We start from the raw sequence: 20150 nt of genomic DNA, 5'->3' as shown, positions 1-20150 counted from the left end.
CAGGAGCCGCGTCACCCAATGCCGCCGTGAGCGCCGCACCCGATCGACTGGTCTGCGGCCGCTCGGGGCTGAGGCGGGGAAGTCTCGGAGCGGGTGGCGCGCATCAGCGCGAGTACGGCGAGGGGTACGAGGGTGAGGGCGACCGCCACGGTGCCGACCAGCGGGGGCCCTGCCTGCTCCAGCGGAGAGGTCAGGGCGATGCCCGCCGTCCAGGAACCGATGGCGATGCCCACGTTGGGCGCCGAGCCGCTGAGACCGGAGACGAGGTTGGGCGCGGAACTGGAGAAGCGCAGGGCCAGCGCGCCGAGCACCGGGGTCGCGGCGAAGCCTGTCAGCCCCATCAGTGTCACCAGGATGACGGCTGCCACGGGGCTCGGGGAGTACAAGGTCAACAACAGCAGGACCAACGTGGTCGTGGCAGCGGAGGTGACGAGCGTGGCAAGGGGGCGACGGTCGCCAAGGCGCCCGCCCACCGTGGTGCCCAACAGGGCACCCAGGCCGTAGCCGGTCAGGACCATGGGCACGGCTCCAGCGGGGATGCCGGCCCGGTCGGTGAGCAGGGGCGAGATGTAGGTGTACGTCGCCAGGACACCGCCCATCAGCAGCGTCATGGAACTCAGCGTCAGCCAGACCCGGACATCCCGCAGCGCGGCGAACTCGGCCCGGACGGAAGGCGCTTCGGACCGCTCGTCGGCAGGGATGTACCGGCCGATGACCGCTGCCGCGCCGGCCGAAAGTGCGGCCAGCACCCAGAACGGGCCGCGCCAGCCCGACAACTGCCCCAGCCACGCGCCCAGCGGTACGCCGGCCACGGTGGCCACGGTCAGACCTCCCAGGAGCATGCCCAGGGCCCGTGACGTCGCCGTCGGCCCTGCCGCGGTCGTGGCCACGATCGCGCCGACGCACCAGAAGGTCCCGGTGGCCAGCGCGGTCACCACGCGGGCCGCGAGTACGAGAGTGAAGGACGAGCTGAGCGCGGCGACCAGGTGGCCGAGGGCGAAGACGACGAGCGCGAGGATCAGCGTGGAGCGCCGCGGCAGGTGGAGCGTCGCGATGGCCATCGCCGGCGCTCCGACGATCATGCCTGCCGCGAACGCCGTGATCAGTAGACCTGCCTGAGACACGCTGACATTCAGATCGCCGGCGATCTCGGGCAGCAGGCCCGCGATGACGAATTCCGTGGTGCCCATGAGGAATGTCCCGGCGGACAGCACCAGGACGACGAAAGGCAGCTTGTGAGGTGGGCCGTCCGGTGTGGGTGGCATTCGGTTGCTTTCTCTTTTCAGGCGGCATGCGACCCCTGCGGGGTGGGGTCGCCGCACGGTCTTTCTCGAAGAGGGAGGAGTTTCTCCCTGCTTCGTGGCGGAACAGTGACCCTTCTTTTTCGCAGCTGCCGCTTTATGGATGAGGAATTCACTTGCCCCGGCATAGACCTGGCAGGCGGTGCGCCGGGCTGGCCCGGGTGTCGGCGGTGCCGGAGATCAGGGGCACCGCCTGCGTTCTGGGGCCTACCGTTACGTCTGTGAAGCGGCCACCTCCACAGGCCGAACGCTCCCGTGGCGCCTTGTCGGCCGGTGGATCGGGCCGGTGGCCTGGGACAGGGGCAGGCCCGTGCCTCGGTTGGTGTGGGCGATGATCTCCGCGGTGATGGAGACGGCCGTCTCCTCGGGGGTGCGGGCGCCGAGGTCGAGGCCGATCGGGGAGTGCAGGCCGGCGAGCTGTTCCTCGGAAACGTCGGACTCTCTCAGCAGGCGGAGGCGTTCGTCGTGGGTGCGCCGGGATCCCATCGCGCCGACATAGCCCACCGGCAGGTAGAGGGCGAGCCGCAGCAGCGGGATGTCGAATTTGGCGTCGTGGGTGAGGACACAGACAGCGCTGCGAGAGTCCACGGCCGTCCGTGACAGGTAGCGGTGGGGCCAGTCGACCACGACCTCGTCGGCGTGCGGGAAGCGGGCGGGTGTGGCGAAGACCGGGCGGGCATCGCAGACGGTGACCCGGTAGCCGAGGAAGCCGCCCGCCTGGCTGAGCGCGGCCGCGAAGTCGACGGCACCGAAGATCAGCATGCGGGGGCGGGACGCGTGGACGTGGACGAGGACGGTCAGCGGTTCTGGGCAGCCGTCCCCGTTCCCGCCGACCGTGACACGCGTGGTGCGCCCGGCCCGCAGCAGGGACCGCGTCTCCTCAGCCACCAGGTCTTCCGTCGGCCCGGCGTCCAGGGTGCCGTAGGTGACGCTGCCGTCGGCGAGGACGCTCAGGGTGGCGCCGATGAGGTCGCGGGGGCCGGTCACCACCTGGGCCACGGCGGTGGGGCGGCCCTGGACGACATCGGCGAGGGCGGCGGCGAGGTGCGGCTGGAGGGCGGGATCGATGCGTTGGACGAGGACGTCGAGTTCGCCGCCGCAGGTCAGTCCTACGGCGAAGGCGTCGTCGTCGGAGTACCCGAACCAGGCGCGTTGCGGGGCGTCCCGGTCGCTGAGCACCTGTCTGCACAGGTCGTAGACCGCCGCCTCGACACAGCCGCCGGAGATGCTGCCGACCACGGTGCCGTCCTCGTCCACCGCGACCGACGTACCGACCGGCAGCGGTGCGCTGCCGGTGACGTCGACGACGGTGGCCAGGGCGAAGGGGCGTGTCTCGCGGCACCAACAGTGCAGTGTGTCTGCGATGTTCAGCATGGAGAGGTCCTTCGGGCAAAGGGTGAGGGGCCGCCACCGCGCAGTGGGGGGCATCATCACGCGGCGGCGGCCCTGGGCAGGTCCGGCAGCCGGACGGGGAGGCCGGCTGCCGGACGAGGAGAGGGTGCCCCGGGCCGCTCCGCCGCGGCCCGGGGCACTCGGCTCAGAGCAACGCCTCGGTGGTGATGGGCAGTTCACGGACCCGGCGGCCGGTGGCGTTGTAGACCGCGTTGCCGATGGCGGCGGCCACACCCACCTGGACGACCTCGCCGAGCCCCTTCACCCCCAGTGCGTTACCCGAGTTGTCCTCGCCGTCCAGGTAGATCGCCCGGACCTCGGGGACATCGGCGTTCACGGGCACGAGGTAGTCGGCGAGGTTGGCGTTCACGATCCGCCCGTCACGGTGATCGGTGACCGTGTGCTCCAGCAGCGCCGTGCCGATGCCGCCCACGATGCCGCCGATGGCCTGGCTGTCGGCGAGCTTGGGGCTGATGATGCGTCCGGCGTCGTACACACCGAGCATCCGCCGCACCCTCACCAGCCCCAGCGTCGCGTCCACGGCGACCTCGGCGAAGGTCGCGTTGTAGGCGGCGTAGGAGTCCCGCTCGGGAGTCGGCGGCCCGGCATAGTCGCCGTGGGCTTCGAGGTGGGTTCGGTCGTTGCGGGCAAGCAGGCTCTTGTACGTCTCACCACGCGCCGGATTGCCCTGCACGTGGAGTCGGCCGCCCCGCGCGACGACATCGCCGGCCGGCACGCCGTACAGCGGTGACTCGCGGTCCTCGACGGCCAGCTTGATCGCCTGCCGGCGCACCTGGTTGCACGCGTCGAGGACGGCGGAGCCGACACTGGCCATGGTCGACGAGCCGCCGTGCGGCCCGGTCGCCGGATAGAGGGAGTCGCCGAGCCGGAAGGTGACCGCGCGCATGGTCAGCCCGAGCGCGTCGGCGGCGACCTGGGTCTGGGAAGTGTAGGTTCCCGGCCCCATGTCCGTGGTGGCCGCATCGACGACCGCGGTGCCGTCGGCGTTCAGCCGGGCCTGGGCCTGCGCCGGATAGCGCCCCGGGTCGTACACACCCGCGGCCATGCCCAGACCGATCAGCCAGTCCCCGTCACGCGTCGAGCGAGGCTTGGGATGACGACGATCCCAGCCGAACTCACGCGCACCGACCGTGTAGCACTCACGCAGCCGACGGGTGGACCAGGGCAGGTTCTTCGCCTCGTCCTCGGACGGCTCGTTGCGCAGGCGCAGCTCGATCGGGTCGACGCCGAGCTTGTGGGCGAGCTCGTCCATCGCCGACTCGATCACGAACGACGCCGACGCGAAACCGGGTCCGCGCATCCAGATCGGCGAGTTGACGTCCAGCGGTACCGTCCGATACGCCTGGCTGACGTGGGGCATGCCGTAGAGCATCTGCCCGGGCAGCATGACCCCCTCGGTGAAGGTCTCGTACGACGAGGTCTCCGAGTCGATCCGGTGGGTGGCGGCGGACAGCCGGCCGCGCCGGTCGCTGCCGAGACGCAGCTGGTACTCGTAGGATGGCCGGAATCCGGTGCCGAAATACATCTGCTTGCGGCTGAGCACCAGCTTGACGGGACGCTTCACCTCCCGTGCGGCCAGCGCGGCGACGATGGTGTGGGGCCAGCAGCGCAGCCCGCTGCCGAAGCCGCCACCCACGAACGGGTTGATGACCCGCACCGCGTCCGCGGGCAGATCGAACACGGCGGCGATCTCGTCGTGCGTGCCCACCACCCACTGAGTCTTGTCCCAGACGGTCACCTGGTTGCCGTCCCAGCGAGCGATGGTGGCGTGCGGCTCCATCGGATTGTGATGGTTGCGCGCCAGCCGGTACGTCAGGTCCAGTCGTACGGGAGCGTTGCGCAGCCCCGCTTCCGCGTCGCCGCGCGCGTAGTTCGTCGGCTTGTCCGGCTCGGCCTCGTGCAGGTCGGTCGAGGGTTTCTGCGCGTCGTAGCGGACCTTGACCAGGCTCGCGCCGTGCTGGGCGGCCTCCAGGGTGGTGGCGATGACGACGGCGACCGGTTGGCCGTGGAAAAGGACCTTGTCGTCCTGGAACACCCGCAGCCTGCGTCCAGGCATGTTGTTGGACCCGGAGTTGTCGCGGTACGGCAGCTTCGGCGCATTGCGGTGATGGATCACCCGCAACACCCCCGGCTGCTGCTCGGCGTCACCGGTGTCGATGGAGGTGATACGACCGCGGCCGACGCTCGCGTCGACGATGACGGCGTGCACCACCCCGTCGACATCGAACTCGGCGGCGTACTGGGCCTTGCCGGTGACCTTGAGCCGGCCGTCCACCCTCGACAGTGGCGCACCTACAGCTGCCTGCGGCTGGGGGCTCACTTCATACCTCCTACTACGCGCAGCTGGCGTTCCACGGTCCGTTTGAGCAACTCGACCTTGAACCGGTTGTGCTGAAGGGGACGAGCGCCTTCCGCCGCCTTGGCGGCAGCGGCCGTCCACAACGACTCCGAGGGTCGCTCGCCGATGAGGGCCTGCTCGACGGCGGGCAGCTTCCACGGCACGGTTCCCACGCCACCGGCGGCGACCTTCGCCTCCCGGATCACCCCGCCCCGCACATGCAGCGCGACGGCCGCCGACGTCAGGGCGAACTCGTAGGACTGACGGTCGCGCACTTTCAAGTAGCCGGACTTCAGTGGGCGCGGGAGCGACGGGATCTCCACCGCGGTAATCAACTCGCCCTGCCGGATGGCGTGTTCGCGGTCCGGGGTGTCGCCGGGCTTGAGGAGGAAGTCCGCGAGGAGGACGCGGCGTTCTCCGTCCGGACCCAGCAGGTGGACGGTCGCCTCCAACGCCGTGAAGGCCACGGCGGCATCGGAGGGGTGGGTGGCCACGCAGGAGCCGGAGGTACCGAGGATGGCATGCGTACGGTTGAAGCCCTCCCGCGCGGCGCAACCCGAGCCGGGCTCGCGCTTGTTGCAGTCGGCACTCACATCGCGGAAGTAGGTACAGCGGGTGCGCTGCATGATGTTGCCGCCGATGGTGGCCATGTTCCGCAGCTGCGCCGAGGCACTCAGCTCCAGCGCCCGCGAGACGACGGGATACAGGGCACGCACCTTGGGATGGGCGGCGGCCTCGGTCATCGTCACCACAGCGCCGATGCGCAGCCCGCCGCGTTCGGTGACCGTGACCTCGCGCAGCGGCAGATCGCTGATGTCGACCAGAGTCTTCGGGGATTCGACGGTCTCGCGCATGAGGTCGACCAGCGTGGTGCCCCCGGCGATGTAACGGCCGCCCACGCGACCGGCGTTGAGGGCTTCACGGGTATTCGCGGCCTTCGTGAAGGAGAAGGGATGCATGTCAGCGGTTCCTTACTTCCGGTCGGCGGTCTGCTCGACCGCGCGCACGATCTTCACGTAGCACCCGCACCGGCAGATGTTGCCGCTCATCCACTCCCGGATCTCCTCCGCCGAACCGGTGTGGCCCTCCTGAACGCAGCCGACACCGGAGAGGATCTGACCGGGGGTGCAGTAGCCGCACTGGAAGGCGTCCTCGTCGATGAACGCCTGCTGCAGCGGGTGCAGCCGGTCACCCTTGGCCAGACCCTCGATGGTGGTGACCTCGACGCCCTCCAGCCGCACCGTCAACGTCAGACAGGAGTTCACCCGCTGCCCGTCGACCAGGACCGTGCACGCCCCGCAGGCCCCGGCGTTACAGCCCTTCTTCGAACCGGTCAGCTCGAAGTGCTCGCGCAGCAGATCCAGCAGCGAGGTGCGGTTGTCGACCGTCACCGTCCGCCGGGTGCCGTTCACCGTCAGGGACACGCGGCTGGAGGGCGGCGTATCGGCGGCGGCCGCCTCCTCCGGGCCGAAAACATGTGTCCCCCCGATCACACCTCCCACAACGACGGCACCACCGACCGCGCCAGTGGTGGCGATGAAGGTGCGCCGGCTGGGGGCCGACGAGGGCTCGCCGGCTCCGGCGGGAGGTGGAACGGCAGACTCGGGGACTTCAGTGGACATGGCTAAGCCTTCGCATCGCGGACGGATCACACCGCGCACAGCGGCACGGCAGGAGCGGGACCGTCGTCGCCGCAGGACCTGGACAACCGTGCGAATCAGCGCCTCGGTCGGTCATGCCCGGCAGTCTGGCATCGCCAGTGACACCCGTGGCAGGGAGACTTTTCTCCCCCCAAGGGCCGAGCCGTGGTGAAGTTGCGGTGTGGGTGTATGGGGCAAGCAGCGGGGCGGCTCTTCCCGCCGATGGCGCGCGCCACGAAGTGCGTCCGCATGGCGCCGGTGAGTCTGGACCCGACCGGTAAGGGCCGCAGGAGGTGGACCATACGCTGGAAGGCGCCCCTGAACGTCTTCCTGATCGCCTTCGAAGGCCGACTGCTCCCGAGCGACAACTGACACCTCAACAACGAGGATCAGCCGCCGAGTTGACACACCCACTCCAGGCCGAGGCCTGCTAGGCCAGGTCGACCGGCCGTATCCGCAGCTTGGCGGCGATGCGGGCCAGCGCCTGCTGGTCGGCGGCGGTGAGCGGATCGAGTACGAACTGCCGCACGGAGCGCACATGGGCAGGCGCGGCGACGACGACCACGTCGTAGCCGGCGTCGGTGAGCGCGGCGACGGTGTACCGGCCGTCGTCGGGGTCGGGCGAACGTTCCACCCAGCCCCGCTGCTCGAACCGCTTGACGACGTTGGACAGGCGCGAGAGGGAGCCGTTGGCGAGGTAGGCCAGGTCGCTCATCCGCAGGCGGCGCTCCGGTGCCTCCGAGATATGACTGAGGACCAGGTACTCGAAGAGGGTCAGACCGGCTCCTTGCTGGAGCGGCGACTCCAGCCGGCCCGGTAGCAGCAGGACCAGCGAGACCAACCCGGTCCAGGCTTCCTTCTCGTCCGCGGTCAGCCACAGCGCGTCGGCGGAGGCGTCCGCAGCGACGCCCTCGCCGGGGTTCGGGTTCGCGGGGGTGGCCATGACGGCACTTTACCGAACGACCACGACTTCACGCTTGAAGTAAACCCTGCTACGTTCACTTCATGCGTGAAGTGAACGCGCGTGAAGTCAACCTTGAGGAATGGACACCATGAGTCGACCGGAGTTCTTCGTCACGCCCGGATACGGCGAGACACTGCTCGCCGACCTGCACTACAACCAGGCGGTTCGCATCGGCGACCGCGTCGAGACCTCGGGCCAGGGAGGGTGGGACGAGCACTGGCACTTCCCCGAGGACCTCGAAGCCGAGATCATCCAGGCCTTCGAGAACGTCGAGCGGACCCTGGCGTCGGCCGGCGCCACCTGGCGTGACGTCATCGCCATGAACTCGTACCACATCCCCGAATCCGCCGAATTCATCGGCGAGGTCCACAACCGCGTCATGGTGGAGCAGCTCCGCCGGCACATGGGCGACCGCGCGCCCATCTGGACCCAGACCGGCGTGCCGGCGCTCGGTGCCCCGAAGATGCGCGTCGAGATCCGGGTCACCGCCGTCGTCGGCCACGGCGACTGACCCGCACTCCGGCGAACACGTCGGGGAGCAGCGCCCGTTCAGCCGCCCGACCTGGTCGGCCTCCCGCAGCCGGGGAGGCCGAGCACGACCTCGACGAGTGCCGTGACGCGAGGGGTGTCGCCCCTCCGCTTCGTGGGTGAAGGAAATCGGTGGCGCTCCGCGGAGTGAGCCGTTAGCTTCCGCCTGAGCGCAGTGGGGCACGTGACGCGACCGCAGGGGGAGCCGGGCATGGGGACACAAGGCACACGCACCGACCGTCTGGGCCTGCTCCTCGATCTGTTCGACCAGGCCAGGGAGATGGCCCAGGTGCGGCTGACCGGACTCAGCGACGAGGAGTACCTGTGGGAGCCGGTGCCCGGTTGCTGGTCAGTTCGGCGCCGCAGCGAGGCGAGGACGCCGCGGGCTTTCGGGCCGGGCGAGTGGGTGCTCGACCTGGGCGCCCCGGACATCCCGGCCAACGAGTACGCCGAGGTCGCCCGGCAGGCCGCCGACGGCATGACCGTCACCAAGATCGCCGACGACTGGAGTGTGAGCGTCGAGCGCGTCGAACAGGTCCTCGCCCACACCGGCGAGCCGGAGCCTGACGAAACACCGGTCACGACCATCGCGTGGCGGCTGTCCCACCTGCACTTCCACTTCGCGGGCGGCTGGGAGTGGACCTTCGGCGAACGACGGCAGGAGCCGAAACTGCTGGTCGACTTCACGCCCTCCGCCGCCGTGGCACTCGAACGGTTCTGGACACTGATCGACCGCTGGCGCGACAGTGTCGGCACCCTCACCGACGAACAGCTCGACACGGTCGGCTTCTCCCAGTACCCCTACAGTTCCGCCCCTGACGACCCCTACGTCGCCGTACTGTCAGGAGCCAACCTCGAATTCATCCACCACATGGCCGAGATCGCCCTCCTCCGCGACCTGTGGCGGAACCGGTTCGCGACGGGCGGATAGGTCCGGACGTGGTCGCGTCGTGGCCGGGCTGGCCAGGCCGAGTCGGGTGAGGAACTGTTGCAGGGTGAAGGCCGCCATGCCGAGGGCCACGGCGTTGCCCGGGACTTGGGACGGCTCGACGGTGAGGCCGGGCAGGGAGCCGGGCAGGACGTGGTGGGCGAGTTCCTCGCGTACGGCGGGTACGAGCCATTCGGCCAGGGCCTCGGAGGTCCAGCCGGTGAGGGTGACGTAGGGGATGTTGAGCAGGTTGACCAGGTCACCGAGGGCCGCGGCGAGGTAGCGCGAGGTGCGCAGGGCCAGGCTGGTCAGTGCCGGGTCGCCCGTGGTGAGGCCTTGGGCGACCGCCTCGACGAAGTCGCGCTGCCGTGAGAGTCGCAGCGCGGGGTGTCCGGGATCGATCTCGGCGAGCGTCGTCCGCAGGCCGGGCGCGCCGAGATACGCCTCGACGCAGCCGCGCCGGCCGCAGCGGCACGGCCTGCCGTCCAACTGGAGGAGTGTGTGGCCCCATTCGCCGGCGTTGTTGGTGGTGCCGCGGATCAGTGAGCCCTCGATGGCGAGGCCGGCGCCGACGCCGGTGCCGAGGTTGACGACGGCCATGCTGTCCACCGTCCTTCCGACACCGAACCACATCTCGGACAGGACGATCGCCTTGAGCGGATTGTCGACGTAGACGGGGACCGGGAGGGTCTTCTCCAGCATGTCCTCGACGTGCACGTCGTGCCAGTCCCAGTTGGGTGCGAAGACCGAGACGCCGGCGCCGGGATGGACGTGCCCCGGCATGCTGACACCGACGCCGATGATGCGCTCGCGCGCGGTTCCGCCGTCGTCGACGGCCGACTCGATGGCGCGGACGATGCCGTCGACGACGTAGGCCGGGTCGTTCTCGTGCTCGTCGAGCGCGACCTCGCCGTGGCCGAGCCCGCCGAGCGCGAGGTCGTACACCGTGGCGTCGACGTAGGTCTCGGCCACGTCGACGCCGACGATGCGGCCGCGGTCGGGGTTGATGGTGAGCCGCTCCTGCGGCCGTCCGCCGGTGTTGCGTTCCACCATGGCGATGCGCAGTACGCCTTCGGACAGGAACTCGGTGACCAGCGTCGCCACCGTGGCGGGACTGAGTCCGGTGTGCCGGGCGAGTTCCTGACGGGTGGACGGCCCGAGTTCGAACAAAGCGTGCAGAACCTCGAAGCGGTTCTCGCTGCGCAGATCCCGGGCCGTGTGCCGCGCCACCATTCCCCCTCAGCCGTTCGGAGTCTCCAGCCACAGCGTACGGAGTTCCGGATCACTCGGCCCGGCAATTCCCCTCACCAGCAGCGTCAGCCCGGACCATCCCGACGGCACCCATAGTGTGTTCGAATCTCCGCCCGAGAAGGACGGCCGGTCGCCGACCCAGATGCGGCCCACGCACTCCCCGCCGGCCCATCCCGTGACGCGGATCTGCGATCCGTCCAGGCGTACCACGAAGCCGTCGTCGGACGGCGGGAGTTCGACGTCGAGCCACGTCTCCTCCCCCGGTCGAAGGGCCAGCGGCAGCGGGACGCCGTGGACGGGGCCTGAGCCTGCGGCGAACCCGGTCAGCAGGTCGTCGTCCTGTACGGCGCAGGACCAGTCCGTCACCGGGTCGAGGCCGAGCAGTTCGGCGCGGAGGCCGGTGCCGCTGGGGTGGTGCGGCATCGTGACCGAGATCTGATGGGTTCCGGCCGGCAGCAGGACCCAGGGGTCCTCGGCGTGGACGGTGCGCGGTTCGCCGTTGTCGACGCTCACGCGCAGCGGCTCGACCACACCCGGCAGATGCAGCGCCGACGCGGTGGTCGACCCGATCTCACGCGTGTAGGTGACGGGGAGGCCGACGCGGGTGCTGCTCCAGCCGCCGAGCCCGCGGAGCGGCGTCGGCAGGCCGGCCCACTGACCGTGCACCGTCCACAGGGCGGACACGTCTGTCACGTCCCGAACCGTCCACAGCGAGCCGAGTCCGCGCAGCGCGCCGAGCCGGAGGGCCGGCAGGCGCGCGTCGTCGAAGTTCGCGTGCCCCCAGATCTCCACGACGGCCTCGACGGCGACGCGGCCGGTCGCTTCCTGGACGTCGATCCGCTGGGCCGCGCCGAATCCGGCGATCGTGGGATGGACCCGGTTCCCGATCGACAGGTCGACGATGTCGGCCGCGCCCACGAGCAGCAACTCGTCGACACCTGTCAGATCCGCCGTGGTCCGGTAGGTTCCGCGCCCCCGGTACACACCGAGCGACTCCAGAGTCGGCGGCAGTTCGTGGGTGCCCGCCGGCTCCTCGGGCGCGGCGGCCGACCGCCGCCCTACGGTTCCTACGGCGGTGGGCGACGGCGCGTCCTGCCGGGGCGGCGCGTCGCTCAGGTGCACCGTGCCGTCGCGGTCCGTCGCCCGCAGGCGAGCGGCGTCCGCCGGCACCAGGGCGACGAGCGTCGCTCCCCCGGTCGTCGTCCACTCGGGCACCCCCGGCTTCGGGGCCGGGATCTCGACCCGGGTTCCGTCCAGGACGACGGTGACCGGCACGTCGGAGGAGAACGTCAGCACGCCGTCCGACGCCGCGACGAGATCCGCGGACGCCAGGGTGAGCGTCGCCTCGACACCCCAGGACCGCAGCGGTACGTCGACCAGCATCAGGGGGCAGGAGTCCGTGGCGACGGCGACCGGGACGCCGTTCACCACCGCCGTGCCCGGTGCCGTGCCGAGGTGGGGTACGGCGATGAGCCGGCCGCCTTCGTCGAGGTCCAGGGCCGAGGGTGACGAGCTGGTCGGGAAGTCGGCGGTCACCGGTGTGCGGGGCACGGTCGTGGTGGCTTGCGCCAGCCTCGGCCCCAGGGTGTCGATGACGCGTGCGAGGACCTGGGCCTCGGTGAACTCGGGGCGTTCGGCGCCGGTGGAGGAGACGTATCCGCCGAAGTCGTAGCCGTGGCTCATGAAGTTGCCGGGGCTGCCCCAGTTCCCTGTGGACGGCGTGTACCCGAAGTTCCATCCGGAGGACTGGAGATAGGGCGCGATCAGTGAGGCGCCGCTCGCCAGCATCCGCCGCAGCGTCCGGTGACGGCGGTTGGTCTCGGTGATCAGCAGCGGCAGGTCGCGCCGCGCCAACAGCTCGGCGTAGCGCCGCACTTCGGGCTCGATGTCCGGGGAGTCGTCGTCCGGGTAGAAGTTGCACGCCGGTACGACGCCGGGGACGTCGCCGGTGGCTCCTTCGATGTCGCCCTGTCCGGCGCAGGCGATCAGCGGTACGGAGATGCCGTGGCGCAGCGCCTGGTCGCGCAGGGCGGTCAGGTAGCCGGTGCGGTCCTCGCAGTCGAAGAAGTCCAGCTCGTTCTCCAACTGCACCATGATGACGGGGCCGCCGTCCGGGTACTGCCGCTCGGCGAGGAGGGGCAGCACCTGGTCGAACCAGGCGGTGACCCGGTCGAGGAAGCGCGGCTCGTGCTGACGAACCCTCAACTGCGGGTCCAGGCCCAGCCAGGCGGGCAGCGCGCCGCCGTCCCACTCGGAGCAGATGTACGGGCCCGGCCGCGCGATGACGTACAGACCGGTCTCCTGCGCGAGGTCCAGGAAGGCGGCGACATCGTGTCTGCCCTCGAAGGACCAGCGGCCGGGTGCGCGCTCGTGGAAGTTCCACGGCAGGTAGACGTCCACGCAGGTGTATCCGGAGGCCCGCACCTGTTCGAGCCTGGCGCGCCACTGCTCCCGCGGGAGCCGGAAGTAGAACAGGGACGCGCAGAGCACGACGCGGGGGCCGCCCTCGGTCCGGATGCCCCGGGCGTCGAGCGCGATGCTGTTGTTCAGGACTGTCGGACGACTCACTTGACCCCCGCGCTTCCGCCGCTGATGTCCATTTCGTACAGGTACCGCTGGCCGAGGTAGTAGACGGCGATCATCGGCAGGGTGAGCAGGATCGAGCCGACCATCACCAGGTTCCACGGTGGCGGCTGACCCGCCACCGCCGTCGTGGTGATGTACTGCACGCCCAGCGCGAGCGGCATCTGCGACTCGTCGTTGAGGTAGATCAGCGGCCCCATGAAGTCGCCCCAGCTGAACGTCAGCGTGAAGATGCCGATCGCGATCAGCACGGGCCACAGCATCGGGAGCATGATGCGCCGGTAGATGCCGAAGAACCCCAGACCGTCCACCATGGCCGCCTCGTCGAGCTGGTTGGGCAGCCGGGACACGAACTGTCGTACCAGGAAGACGTTGAAGGCGTTCGAGAAGAAGTTCGGCACGATCAGCGGCAGATAGGTGTTCACCCAGCCCAGGTCCTTGAACAGGATGAACTGCGGAATCATCGTGATCTGCGCCGGGATCATCATCGTCATGATGACGACGAGGAACAGGGCGTTCTTGCCGGGCGCCCGCAGACGGGCGAAGGCGTAGCCGACCAGGCCGCTCGACACCATCTGGCCGATGACCGAACCGACCGAGATGATCAGCGAGTTGATCAGGAACCGGCCCATCGGCAGGTCCGAGCCGAACACCTTGGTGAAGTTCTGCCACTCGAACTCGTGCGGGAAGATGCTGAACGAGTTGGTGGTCACCGTGTGATCGCTCGCCAGCGCGATCGATATGGCGAACACCAGCGGTGTCGAGAGAATCGCCGAGACGATGATCAGGGTCGCGTAGGTGAACGGTGTCGCCCGGAACACTCCCAGGACGCGGGGCGCACGCCCGTCCCGCCGCTGGTCCTTCCGGTCCCTCTGGCCTTCCTGCTGCGGCGCGGCGGTGCATACCACGGTCGCCATCACTTCACCTCGGTCTCGTAGAACACCCAGCGGCGGGTGGTGCGGAAGGCCACCAGGGTGAACACCAGGATCACGGCGAACAGCAGCCAGGAGATCGCCGACGCGTAGCCCATGTGGTAGTAGGAGAAGGCCTGGTCGAACAGGTAGGGCACCGTCGTCTGGCTCGCGTTGTAGGTGCCGGGCTGGGTCGCCTTCGGGGTGAGGATGTACACCTGGGAGAAGATCTGGAACGCCGCGATCAGCCCCATCACCAGGTTGAAGAAGATCACCGGGGTCAGCTGTGGAACCGTGATGCTCCAGAACTGCCGTACCGGTCCGGCGCCGTCGATCTCGGCGGCCTCGTACAGCTCCCGCGGGATGCCCTTCATGGCCGCGAGCAGCAGGACGGTGGCGCTGCCTGCGCTCCACACCGACAGCAGGACCAGCGCGTACTTCACCCAGCTCGGGTCAAGCAGCCACTGCGGCCCGGAGATGCCGACCCACCCGAGCATGTCGTTGAGCGGCCCGGAGGGGGCGAGCACCACCCGGAACGCCATCGACGCGGCGACCAGGGGAACCAGCGTCGGCAGGTAGATCAGGGTGCGGAACAACTTGCGGGCCCTGACCTGCTTGTTGAGCAGGTTGGCCAGCCACAGCCCGACCAGCAGGCCGAGCGGGACGGATATCGCCGCGTAGTGGAAGGTGTTCCCGAGTGCCTTCCAGAACACGGGGTCCTCGGTCAACAGCGTGACGTAGTTGTCCAGTCCGACCCACTTGGCGGGGGTGAAGGAGTCCCAGTCCGTCATCGAGAGGTAGATCGACGAGATCATCGGCCCGAGCAGGAACACGAGGAAGCCGATCACCCACGGCGAGACGAACACGTAGAACCAGAGCGCCTCACGGCGCCGTCGTTTCGACAGGGCCATGGCCGGTCATCCCGCGGACTTGATGATGGACTCAAGGTTCTTCTGGAGCGCGGTGAGCGCGGTCTTGGCGCTCTTCTCCTTGCCGAGCCAGAAGTCGGCGGTCGCGGTGTCGATCGCGGCGAGCATCTCGTTCCACTCGGGGATGAACGGCGCCTTGAAGAGGAACTCGCTGGACTCGGCGAACACGCCCATGTTCACGTCCGACTTCATCCACGCCGGCTTGAGGAACGCCTCGCTCTTCTGCACTTCGAGGTTGGCCGGTACGTCCTCGGCGGCGGCGATGATCTGCTGCTGGGCCGCGGGCGAGGTGAGGAAGTCGATCGCCTTGAAGGCGTTCTCCCGATTCTTCGCGGTGCGCGAGATGGCGAGGCCGCTGCCGAAGGAGGCCACGGCCTGCTTCTCGCCGCGCCACATCGGCGCGATGTCCCACTCGAACTTGGACTGCGCCTGGCCGGCGATGGCCCAGAACCCGGTGGCGTTGACCGCGACCGTGCCGGCCGCGAAGGCCTGGTCACCGCCGACGTCCGTGCCCATGTCGGCGTACTGCGCCTTCGTCGGCACCACACCGTGCTTGAAGGTCAGGTCACCGACCCACTGCAGCGCCTCGACGACCTCGTCGCTGTCCGCCGTCGGCCTCCCGTTGGCGTCGATGATCGCGCCACCGTTCTGGTACGCCATGCTCCACCACTGGGGCCACCAGCCGGCGCCGCCATAGCCCCAGGTCTTGCCCTTCTCCGTCAGCTCCTTGAACGCGTCGAGGGCGTCGTCCCAAGTCCACTCGGCCGTGGGCGCCTTGATGCCCTTCGCGTCGAACAGTGTCTTGTTGTAGTACACGATCATCGCGCCGGAACGGTCCGGGATCGCGTAGACCTTGTCCTCGTACGAGTAGAGCGACCCGATCGTCCCGAACCGCTGCGTCAGGTCCAGCCCGGCGCTCTTGGCGAGGTCGTCGAGCGGCAGCAGCTGGTTCTTGCTCGAGTAGACGTTGACGCTCTCCGCGACCTGCATGATGTCCGGGCCCTTGCCGCCCGCGATCATCGTCTGCACCTTCTGCGGGTACGAGTCCGACGGGATCAGCTGGAGCTTCACCTTCAGCTCCGGGTACTTCTTCACCAGCAGGTCGATGCGCTTCTGGTAGGTGGCCCGGTCGGTCTCGCCACCCCACACCGTCATCACCAGCGGGTCGTCACCCGAACCCGAACCGGAGCCGCACGCCGTGAGCGTGATGACGCCCGCCGCGACTCCCAGCCCGAGAAAACCCCGACGAGAAAACTGCGCTCTGTCCAGCGTCATGGCAGTGCCCTTCCTTGAAGCATGCACACGGAAGCAGCACATGCCCTGGAGTCGCCCGACGATCGGTCCGGGCTTCGAATGGCGGTTAAACTAACCCTCGTTTTAAGTCAGGGACAAGACCTTGTTTCCCACGGGTTTCAGCCGCCGCCCTCGTTGCACGCGCCGCAGAGCGGACATCTCCGTTGTCCCCGCAGGTGGGGGCACGGGCTCGGGAATCGCGAGAAGCCCACCGCCGACGACGTTCTCGGCCGGAACGCCGGGGTGATGCCCTGAGCCACCGTCGCCGTGCGGCGCCACCGACCGGTTCGTGTACGGCCCTTCACCGGGGCGTAACTGGCACGGATACCTGCCTGTCGCCGGAATGGCAGGGCGCCGACGGGCGGTGCGGACGGGTTACCGGTCGTGCAGCCAGATCCGTAGCGGGCCGACCGGCTCGAAGCCGTGGCGGATCGCTGTCGCCAGGTTGTCGCCCTGCTCGTAGCCGACCACGGGCAAGGTGGGGAACAGCCGGTTCAGCGCGTCCAGTACGGCCGACCAGACCCCGTCAAGGCCGTCGTCCAGCGCGAAGACATTGGAGACTCCGACCACCTGGTCGCTGCGGCTCGCCACCGCGCCGGCGACCACTCGTCCGTCGGCCGACTGTCCGGCGAGGACGAACGTGGCTGGGTCGTCGAGCAGTTCGGGCCGGAAGAGATGCGCGTTGCCGCCCCCGTCATCCCAGGCCGTCGCCCAGACACGCAGGTGGTCCGCGTCGCCCGCCGCGTCCAGGACGAGGGGCGACGCGGGCACGGGCGCGCTCGCCGGGCGATGGATCCACTGTGCCTCGAACAACACGCGGAAGCCGGCCTCCGCCAGGTCGAGGTCGGCGAAGCTGTCCTTGACGGAGGCGCCGGGTGCGGCGGTGTCGATCCGGGCTTCCAGCGCGGCCGGGTCGGCACCCGGCACCAGCGTCACCGCGTCGGGGTAGTAGGGCGGCGTACGCGACGCCGCGGCCCAGGCTTCCGCCCCGAACTCCCCCACCAAGCCGTGCGACCGGCTCATCGCCGCGCACCACTCGGCGTTGTTGCGGGCGGCGGCCCGGACCAGATGCTGCACAGGAGGCGTCACGACTGTGGATCATGACGCCTTCGGGCCGGTCCGTCGAATTCACCCGTACCGGATCGTTCCCGCACTCGCCCGAGCGGTTCGTCAACCAGCCCGCACAGACGACTTCGGCTGCGGTCAGGCACTGGTGTCCAGGGCCGGATCTCCGGTCCTGGTACGAACAGTGGCTGAGCCGCAGCCGTTGACAGTGCCGACCAGCATGTTCAGCCGAACACGGCCGAACGCGTTCATTCGTCAGGCGGCGAAGCCGATGTTGGTGACGTATTCGTACTGACCCCATTGAGAGCCGAGGTCCGCCACCACCTCGCTGACCCAGGTGTCGTCCAGGGCCTCGTTGTCGTCATTCGCCCACGACTCGACGATACGGTCCCAGCGACGGACGTTCAGCGTGCGGTATTCGACCGCGCGTTGACGGGGCCGGTCGACCTGGGACTGGTTGAGGGGATGGAACTCCACGCGGGTACCGCGGCCTTCACGGTTGAGGCGGGAGAGCAGGTGGCGGGCGACATTGCGTCGGCGCAGGGTGCGGTAGGCCTGCTCGATGTTCTGCAGGTTCTTCTTCGAGGGACTGCGCCTGCCGTCCAGCCACGCCTTCAGCGTCCGGTCGGTGACCGTGAGGCCGGCCCCGCGGGCCGCCTGGCGGGCGTGGTCGGTGCGGGTGAGGTAGTGGAGCCGCGCCTGCAGGCCACGCCGTGCCGTGATCGGCGTGGCGACAAAGCCGGCGAGCGCATCGAGCTGGCGGGCCACGGCCTCATGCCCCTTGATGCCACGAGCCCCGTGCATACCGAATTCGATATTCCTCTCCGGCACCTCATCTCCTCATGTAGTCGGTAACTGACTGACCTTCAACAGCCTCTATCGCAAGGCAAGTCAAGAATACAGGATGCGGCAGGCCGAATGTGTTCCGGTACCCATTCCATTTCCGGTTATGAGGGTGAATCGGTTTCCTTTTCCCGAGGTCCGGTATCCGGTTCGGCACCGATCGGATAGACGTCCTTGACCTTCACTTCGGCTACGCCTCGCCCCTCCGGGAACACCGCATGCCAGTCGCCGATGACGTGCAGTTCGTCGGTGCCCATCGCGCGGACGACCATCAGTCCCTCGTCATAGGCGCGGTGAGCCTTCCACCACAGGTTCGCGAAGGCCTGGGAGCGGATCAGGTGCATCCAGTCGGTGCGGTACAACTCCCGGTTGTAGTTCGACTCCCCCAGCGTCGAGACGAACTTCGCGTACATGGCCTTCACGTACTCCAGCGTCACCTCGTCGTCGGTGGCGATCGCCTGGTCCCGGGCGTCCTTCAGAGCTACGCGGAACTTCTCCAACAGCCCCTCCGTGGCTCCGGAGGTCCAGGACTCGTGAATCTCCGGCGGGTCGCACAGGCCGTACTTCGGACCGGCCACACGCAGCAGCAACCGCAGGGTCGGTTCGGTCACCCACAGCGGGCCCGGCTCGTCCCGGCTGCCGATCGGGTTCGGCAAGTAGTCGTCGTGTTCCCAAGCGGACGGGGTGATCAGGTGCACGCCGGCGCGGCGCCGGTCATGGTGATCCCCGGTGGAGTGCTCCAACTGGCCCAGCGGGAGGTGGGTCTTGAGGGCGGACAGGTAGGCGCCGTTGATGTCGAGGGCGGTCACCTCGTGCCGGCCGGACGGCAGTTCGGGGCGGGTCCACTTGGGGCGGGCCTCCCAGACCTGGTCGGCGCCGCGGGAGGTCTGCTTGCGCAGGATGTCGGGAAGCCACGGGTGGGCGACGATGTCGTACCGGCCGCCCTTGCGGGTGGCGTCCAGCAGCGCCATCGCGTCCGGGATCGCCCGCTTGACCAACGCGGCGGTCGCCGTCTCCACATCGCCGGCGTGCTGGGCGAGTGCGGCGGCGACGGCGGAGCCGATCAGGTCCGGGGTGGCGTCCGCGGTCTGCAGTCGACGACCCGCGGGCACGACCTTGACCCCGCCCGCTCCACGGCCCTGTCCGCCCGAGAATGCCGGACGCCTTGACTGCTGCCGAGACGGAGGCTCCTGCCCACGCCCGGGCGACTGCGACTGCGGGTCCGGGTCCGGGTCCGGCACAGCCGACCGCACGGGCACAGCCGACCGCACGGGCTCGGTCGATTGCACGGGTTCGGGCATGCCGCAGTCGGCGGGGTCCAGGTGCTGCGGGAATCCAGCGACCTGGTGACCTGCGGGCCGCCCGCACAGTACGCAGGGCTGGGGCTTGGCGAGGGCTTCGACGTCGTCCTGGTACCCGGCCGGTCCGGCAGTCGTCGGGGAGTCGTCCGGGAGCTCCTGGGCCGACAGCTCTTCGGCCGGTTCCTCATCGGCCTCGGGGGCGGTCAGCTTGGTGCGTGCTCCTTCGAGGAAGTAGGCGTACTTCTCGCGGACTTCGCCGCTCGGGTCCCGTCCTGACTCCCAGCCCCCGACCGTCGACGGGCCGACGCCCAGGGCCCTCGCGAGCTGGGCCCGGGAGAGGTTCAGCCCTTCCCGAAGGGCGCGCCGCTCTTCGACGGGCGGGAGCGGGGCCTCCTGTTTGGCGCCGGCGAGCAGGGCGTCGATCGCGTCGAAGTCCGTCATCGCACACCCCCGTCCCGCACGGCCGCAGGAAGCGCGCCCTGGGCATGGCGGCCGGGAACGCGTCGGCGTTGCGTCGGCAGCGACTCCGTCGCCCGGGTGGGGCCCGCCAGGAGGTCGAGCGCATCGATGCCGTAGTGCGCGGCCACCGCGTCGCAGGCGGCCAGGCTCCATGCGGCTTCACCGGTCTGACGGCGGCTCACCTGGGTCTGGCTCACTCCCAGGACGGCGGCGAGCTCGGCCTGTGACTCGCCGGTCGCGTGCAGGAGCGCGGCCACGGCAGACCGCGCTCGCTCATCGAGGCTCATACCCATGGTGGCGAAGTTACCACCTCATTCACATCTTTCATGCGCATACCGCATGGCCCGCGCGGCTCACCCACGTACCCGAGACTCCGGAACCCGAGCACCCCCACCACCCCGCC

At 69.3% G+C, this 20150-nt stretch carries 17 protein-coding genes and 1 pseudogene; 3 read left to right on the top strand and 15 right to left on the bottom strand.

Going from position 1 to position 20150, the window contains the following annotated elements; translation table 11 throughout:
• Positions 1 to 11 precede the first annotated feature (11 nt).
• From ACZ5VD_RS35525 to ACZ5VD_RS35505, 5 genes are all read right to left on the bottom strand, one after another.
• Entirely contained in the window at positions 12 to 1265 is a 1254-nt protein-coding gene (locus ACZ5VD_RS35525; protein ID WP_468684646.1) for an MFS transporter, read from the bottom strand.
• A gap of 249 nt (positions 1266 to 1514) precedes the next feature.
• Positions 1515 to 2675: an XdhC family protein gene (locus ACZ5VD_RS35520; protein WP_468554633.1), complete on the bottom strand. Its 1161-nt coding sequence runs from the start codon at positions 2673 to 2675 to the stop codon at positions 1515 to 1517.
• 163 nt (positions 2676 to 2838) lie between these two features.
• The gene (locus ACZ5VD_RS35515; RefSeq protein ID WP_468684645.1) at positions 2839 to 5034 is read right to left on the bottom strand and encodes a xanthine dehydrogenase family protein molybdopterin-binding subunit; all 2196 of its coding nucleotides are present in this window, start codon (positions 5032 to 5034) and stop codon (positions 2839 to 2841) included.
• Positions 5031 to 6011, bottom strand: a complete 981-nt coding sequence (locus ACZ5VD_RS35510) for an FAD binding domain-containing protein (RefSeq protein ID WP_468684644.1) — start codon at positions 6009 to 6011, stop codon at positions 5031 to 5033. The genes ACZ5VD_RS35515 and ACZ5VD_RS35510 overlap by 4 nt, the downstream gene beginning before the upstream one ends.
• A gap of 12 nt (positions 6012 to 6023) precedes the next feature.
• A complete protein-coding gene (locus tag ACZ5VD_RS35505) occupies positions 6024 to 6674 on the bottom strand; it encodes a (2Fe-2S)-binding protein (RefSeq protein WP_468554636.1) in 651 nt (216 codons plus the stop codon).
• Positions 6675 to 6905: 231 nt separating this feature from the next.
• Here ACZ5VD_RS35505 and ACZ5VD_RS35500 point away from each other — a divergent pair.
• Positions 6906 to 7064: pseudogene (locus tag ACZ5VD_RS35500) on the top strand (IS256 family transposase); the annotation flags it as partial.
• A gap of 58 nt (positions 7065 to 7122) precedes the next feature.
• On the opposite strand, the gene ACZ5VD_RS35495 reads toward ACZ5VD_RS35500, so the two are convergent.
• Complete coding sequence (locus ACZ5VD_RS35495; protein WP_468684643.1) at positions 7123 to 7635, bottom strand: MarR family winged helix-turn-helix transcriptional regulator; 513 nt, start codon at positions 7633 to 7635, stop codon at positions 7123 to 7125.
• Between the two features lie 109 nt (positions 7636 to 7744).
• Here ACZ5VD_RS35495 and ACZ5VD_RS35490 point away from each other — a divergent pair, with 109 nt between their 5' ends.
• On the top strand, positions 7745 to 8167 hold the full coding sequence (locus ACZ5VD_RS35490; RefSeq protein ID WP_468684642.1) for a Rid family hydrolase: 423 nt from the start codon (positions 7745 to 7747) through the stop codon (positions 8165 to 8167).
• 228 nt (positions 8168 to 8395) lie between these two features.
• Complete coding sequence (locus tag ACZ5VD_RS35485) at positions 8396 to 9115, top strand: DinB family protein (protein ID WP_468684641.1); 720 nt, start codon at positions 8396 to 8398, stop codon at positions 9113 to 9115.
• On the opposite strand, the gene ACZ5VD_RS35480 is transcribed toward ACZ5VD_RS35485, so the two are convergent.
• The 9 genes from ACZ5VD_RS35480 to ACZ5VD_RS35440 form a co-directional block, all read right to left on the bottom strand.
• The gene (locus tag ACZ5VD_RS35480) at positions 9026 to 10345 is read right to left on the bottom strand and encodes an ROK family protein (protein WP_468684639.1); all 1320 of its coding nucleotides are present in this window, start codon (positions 10343 to 10345) and stop codon (positions 9026 to 9028) included. The two genes, ACZ5VD_RS35485 and ACZ5VD_RS35480, sit on opposite strands and share 90 nt — an antisense overlap.
• Before the next feature lie 6 nt (positions 10346 to 10351).
• Positions 10352 to 12931, bottom strand: coding sequence for a beta-galactosidase (locus ACZ5VD_RS35475; protein WP_468684638.1), 2580 nt, complete (start codon positions 12929 to 12931; stop codon positions 10352 to 10354).
• Positions 12928 to 13863 carry a carbohydrate ABC transporter permease gene (locus ACZ5VD_RS35470; protein WP_468684636.1) on the bottom strand — a complete coding sequence of 312 codons (936 nt, stop codon included), beginning with the start codon at positions 13861 to 13863 and terminating at the stop codon, positions 12928 to 12930. The genes ACZ5VD_RS35475 and ACZ5VD_RS35470 overlap by 4 nt, the downstream gene beginning before the upstream one ends.
• The gene (locus tag ACZ5VD_RS35465) at positions 13863 to 14768 is read right to left on the bottom strand and encodes a carbohydrate ABC transporter permease (RefSeq protein ID WP_468554643.1); all 906 of its coding nucleotides are present in this window, start codon (positions 14766 to 14768) and stop codon (positions 13863 to 13865) included. Before ACZ5VD_RS35465 ends, ACZ5VD_RS35470 begins: the two co-directional genes overlap by 1 nt.
• A gap of 6 nt (positions 14769 to 14774) precedes the next feature.
• Positions 14775 to 16061 (bottom strand): ABC transporter substrate-binding protein, encoded by a 1287-nt coding sequence (locus ACZ5VD_RS35460; RefSeq protein ID WP_468684635.1) that lies wholly within the window; start codon positions 16059 to 16061, stop codon positions 14775 to 14777.
• Positions 16062 to 16454: 393 nt separating this feature from the next.
• Complete coding sequence (locus ACZ5VD_RS35455; protein ID WP_468684658.1) at positions 16455 to 17102, bottom strand: hypothetical protein; 648 nt, start codon at positions 17100 to 17102, stop codon at positions 16455 to 16457.
• A 297-nt stretch (positions 17103 to 17399) separates the two neighbouring features.
• Complete coding sequence (locus tag ACZ5VD_RS35450; protein ID WP_468684633.1) at positions 17400 to 17975, bottom strand: transcriptional regulator; 576 nt, start codon at positions 17973 to 17975, stop codon at positions 17400 to 17402.
• Between the two features lie 116 nt (positions 17976 to 18091).
• Positions 18092 to 19729: a helix-turn-helix domain-containing protein gene (locus ACZ5VD_RS35445; protein ID WP_468684632.1), complete on the bottom strand. Its 1638-nt coding sequence runs from the start codon at positions 19727 to 19729 to the stop codon at positions 18092 to 18094.
• The gene (locus tag ACZ5VD_RS35440; RefSeq protein WP_468684629.1) at positions 19726 to 20040 is read right to left on the bottom strand and encodes a helix-turn-helix domain-containing protein; all 315 of its coding nucleotides are present in this window, start codon (positions 20038 to 20040) and stop codon (positions 19726 to 19728) included. The genes ACZ5VD_RS35445 and ACZ5VD_RS35440 overlap by 4 nt, the downstream gene beginning before the upstream one ends.
• Positions 20041 to 20150: the final 110 nt, after the last annotated feature.

Source organism: Streptomyces sp. NPDC032822 (assembly GCF_055578825.1).
This window is presented reverse-complemented; position numbering and strand designations above follow the sequence as displayed.

Excerpts from the sequence above, each read along its gene's own strand:
- ACZ5VD_RS35510 (WP_468684644.1), bottom strand. The coding sequence starts at position 6,011 with ATGCATCCCTTCTCCTTCACGAAGGCCGCGAATACCCGTGAAGCCCTC.
- ACZ5VD_RS35465 (WP_468554643.1), bottom strand. The coding sequence starts at position 14,768 with ATGGCCCTGTCGAAACGACGGCGCCGTGAGGCGCTCTGGTTCTACGTG.
- ACZ5VD_RS35505 (WP_468554636.1), bottom strand. The coding sequence starts at position 6,674 with ATGTCCACTGAAGTCCCCGAGTCTGCCGTTCCACCTCCCGCCGGAGCC.
- ACZ5VD_RS35490 (WP_468684642.1), top strand. The coding sequence starts at position 7,745 with ATGAGTCGACCGGAGTTCTTCGTCACGCCCGGATACGGCGAGACACTG.
- ACZ5VD_RS35480 (WP_468684639.1), bottom strand. The coding sequence starts at position 10,345 with ATGGTGGCGCGGCACACGGCCCGGGATCTGCGCAGCGAGAACCGCTTC.
- ACZ5VD_RS35440 (WP_468684629.1), bottom strand. The coding sequence starts at position 20,040 with ATGGGTATGAGCCTCGATGAGCGAGCGCGGTCTGCCGTGGCCGCGCTC.
- ACZ5VD_RS35470 (WP_468684636.1), bottom strand. The coding sequence starts at position 13,863 with ATGGCGACCGTGGTATGCACCGCCGCGCCGCAGCAGGAAGGCCAGAGG.
- ACZ5VD_RS35485 (WP_468684641.1), top strand. The coding sequence starts at position 8,396 with ATGGGGACACAAGGCACACGCACCGACCGTCTGGGCCTGCTCCTCGAT.
- ACZ5VD_RS35445 (WP_468684632.1), bottom strand. The coding sequence starts at position 19,729 with ATGACGGACTTCGACGCGATCGACGCCCTGCTCGCCGGCGCCAAACAG.
- ACZ5VD_RS35455 (WP_468684658.1), bottom strand. The coding sequence starts at position 17,102 with ATGAGCCGGTCGCACGGCTTGGTGGGGGAGTTCGGGGCGGAAGCCTGG.
- ACZ5VD_RS35520 (WP_468554633.1), bottom strand. The coding sequence starts at position 2,675 with ATGCTGAACATCGCAGACACACTGCACTGTTGGTGCCGCGAGACACGC.
- ACZ5VD_RS35525 (WP_468684646.1), bottom strand. The coding sequence starts at position 1,265 with ATGCCACCCACACCGGACGGCCCACCTCACAAGCTGCCTTTCGTCGTC.
- ACZ5VD_RS35495 (WP_468684643.1), bottom strand. The coding sequence starts at position 7,635 with ATGGCCACCCCCGCGAACCCGAACCCCGGCGAGGGCGTCGCTGCGGAC.
- ACZ5VD_RS35460 (WP_468684635.1), bottom strand. The coding sequence starts at position 16,061 with ATGACGCTGGACAGAGCGCAGTTTTCTCGTCGGGGTTTTCTCGGGCTG.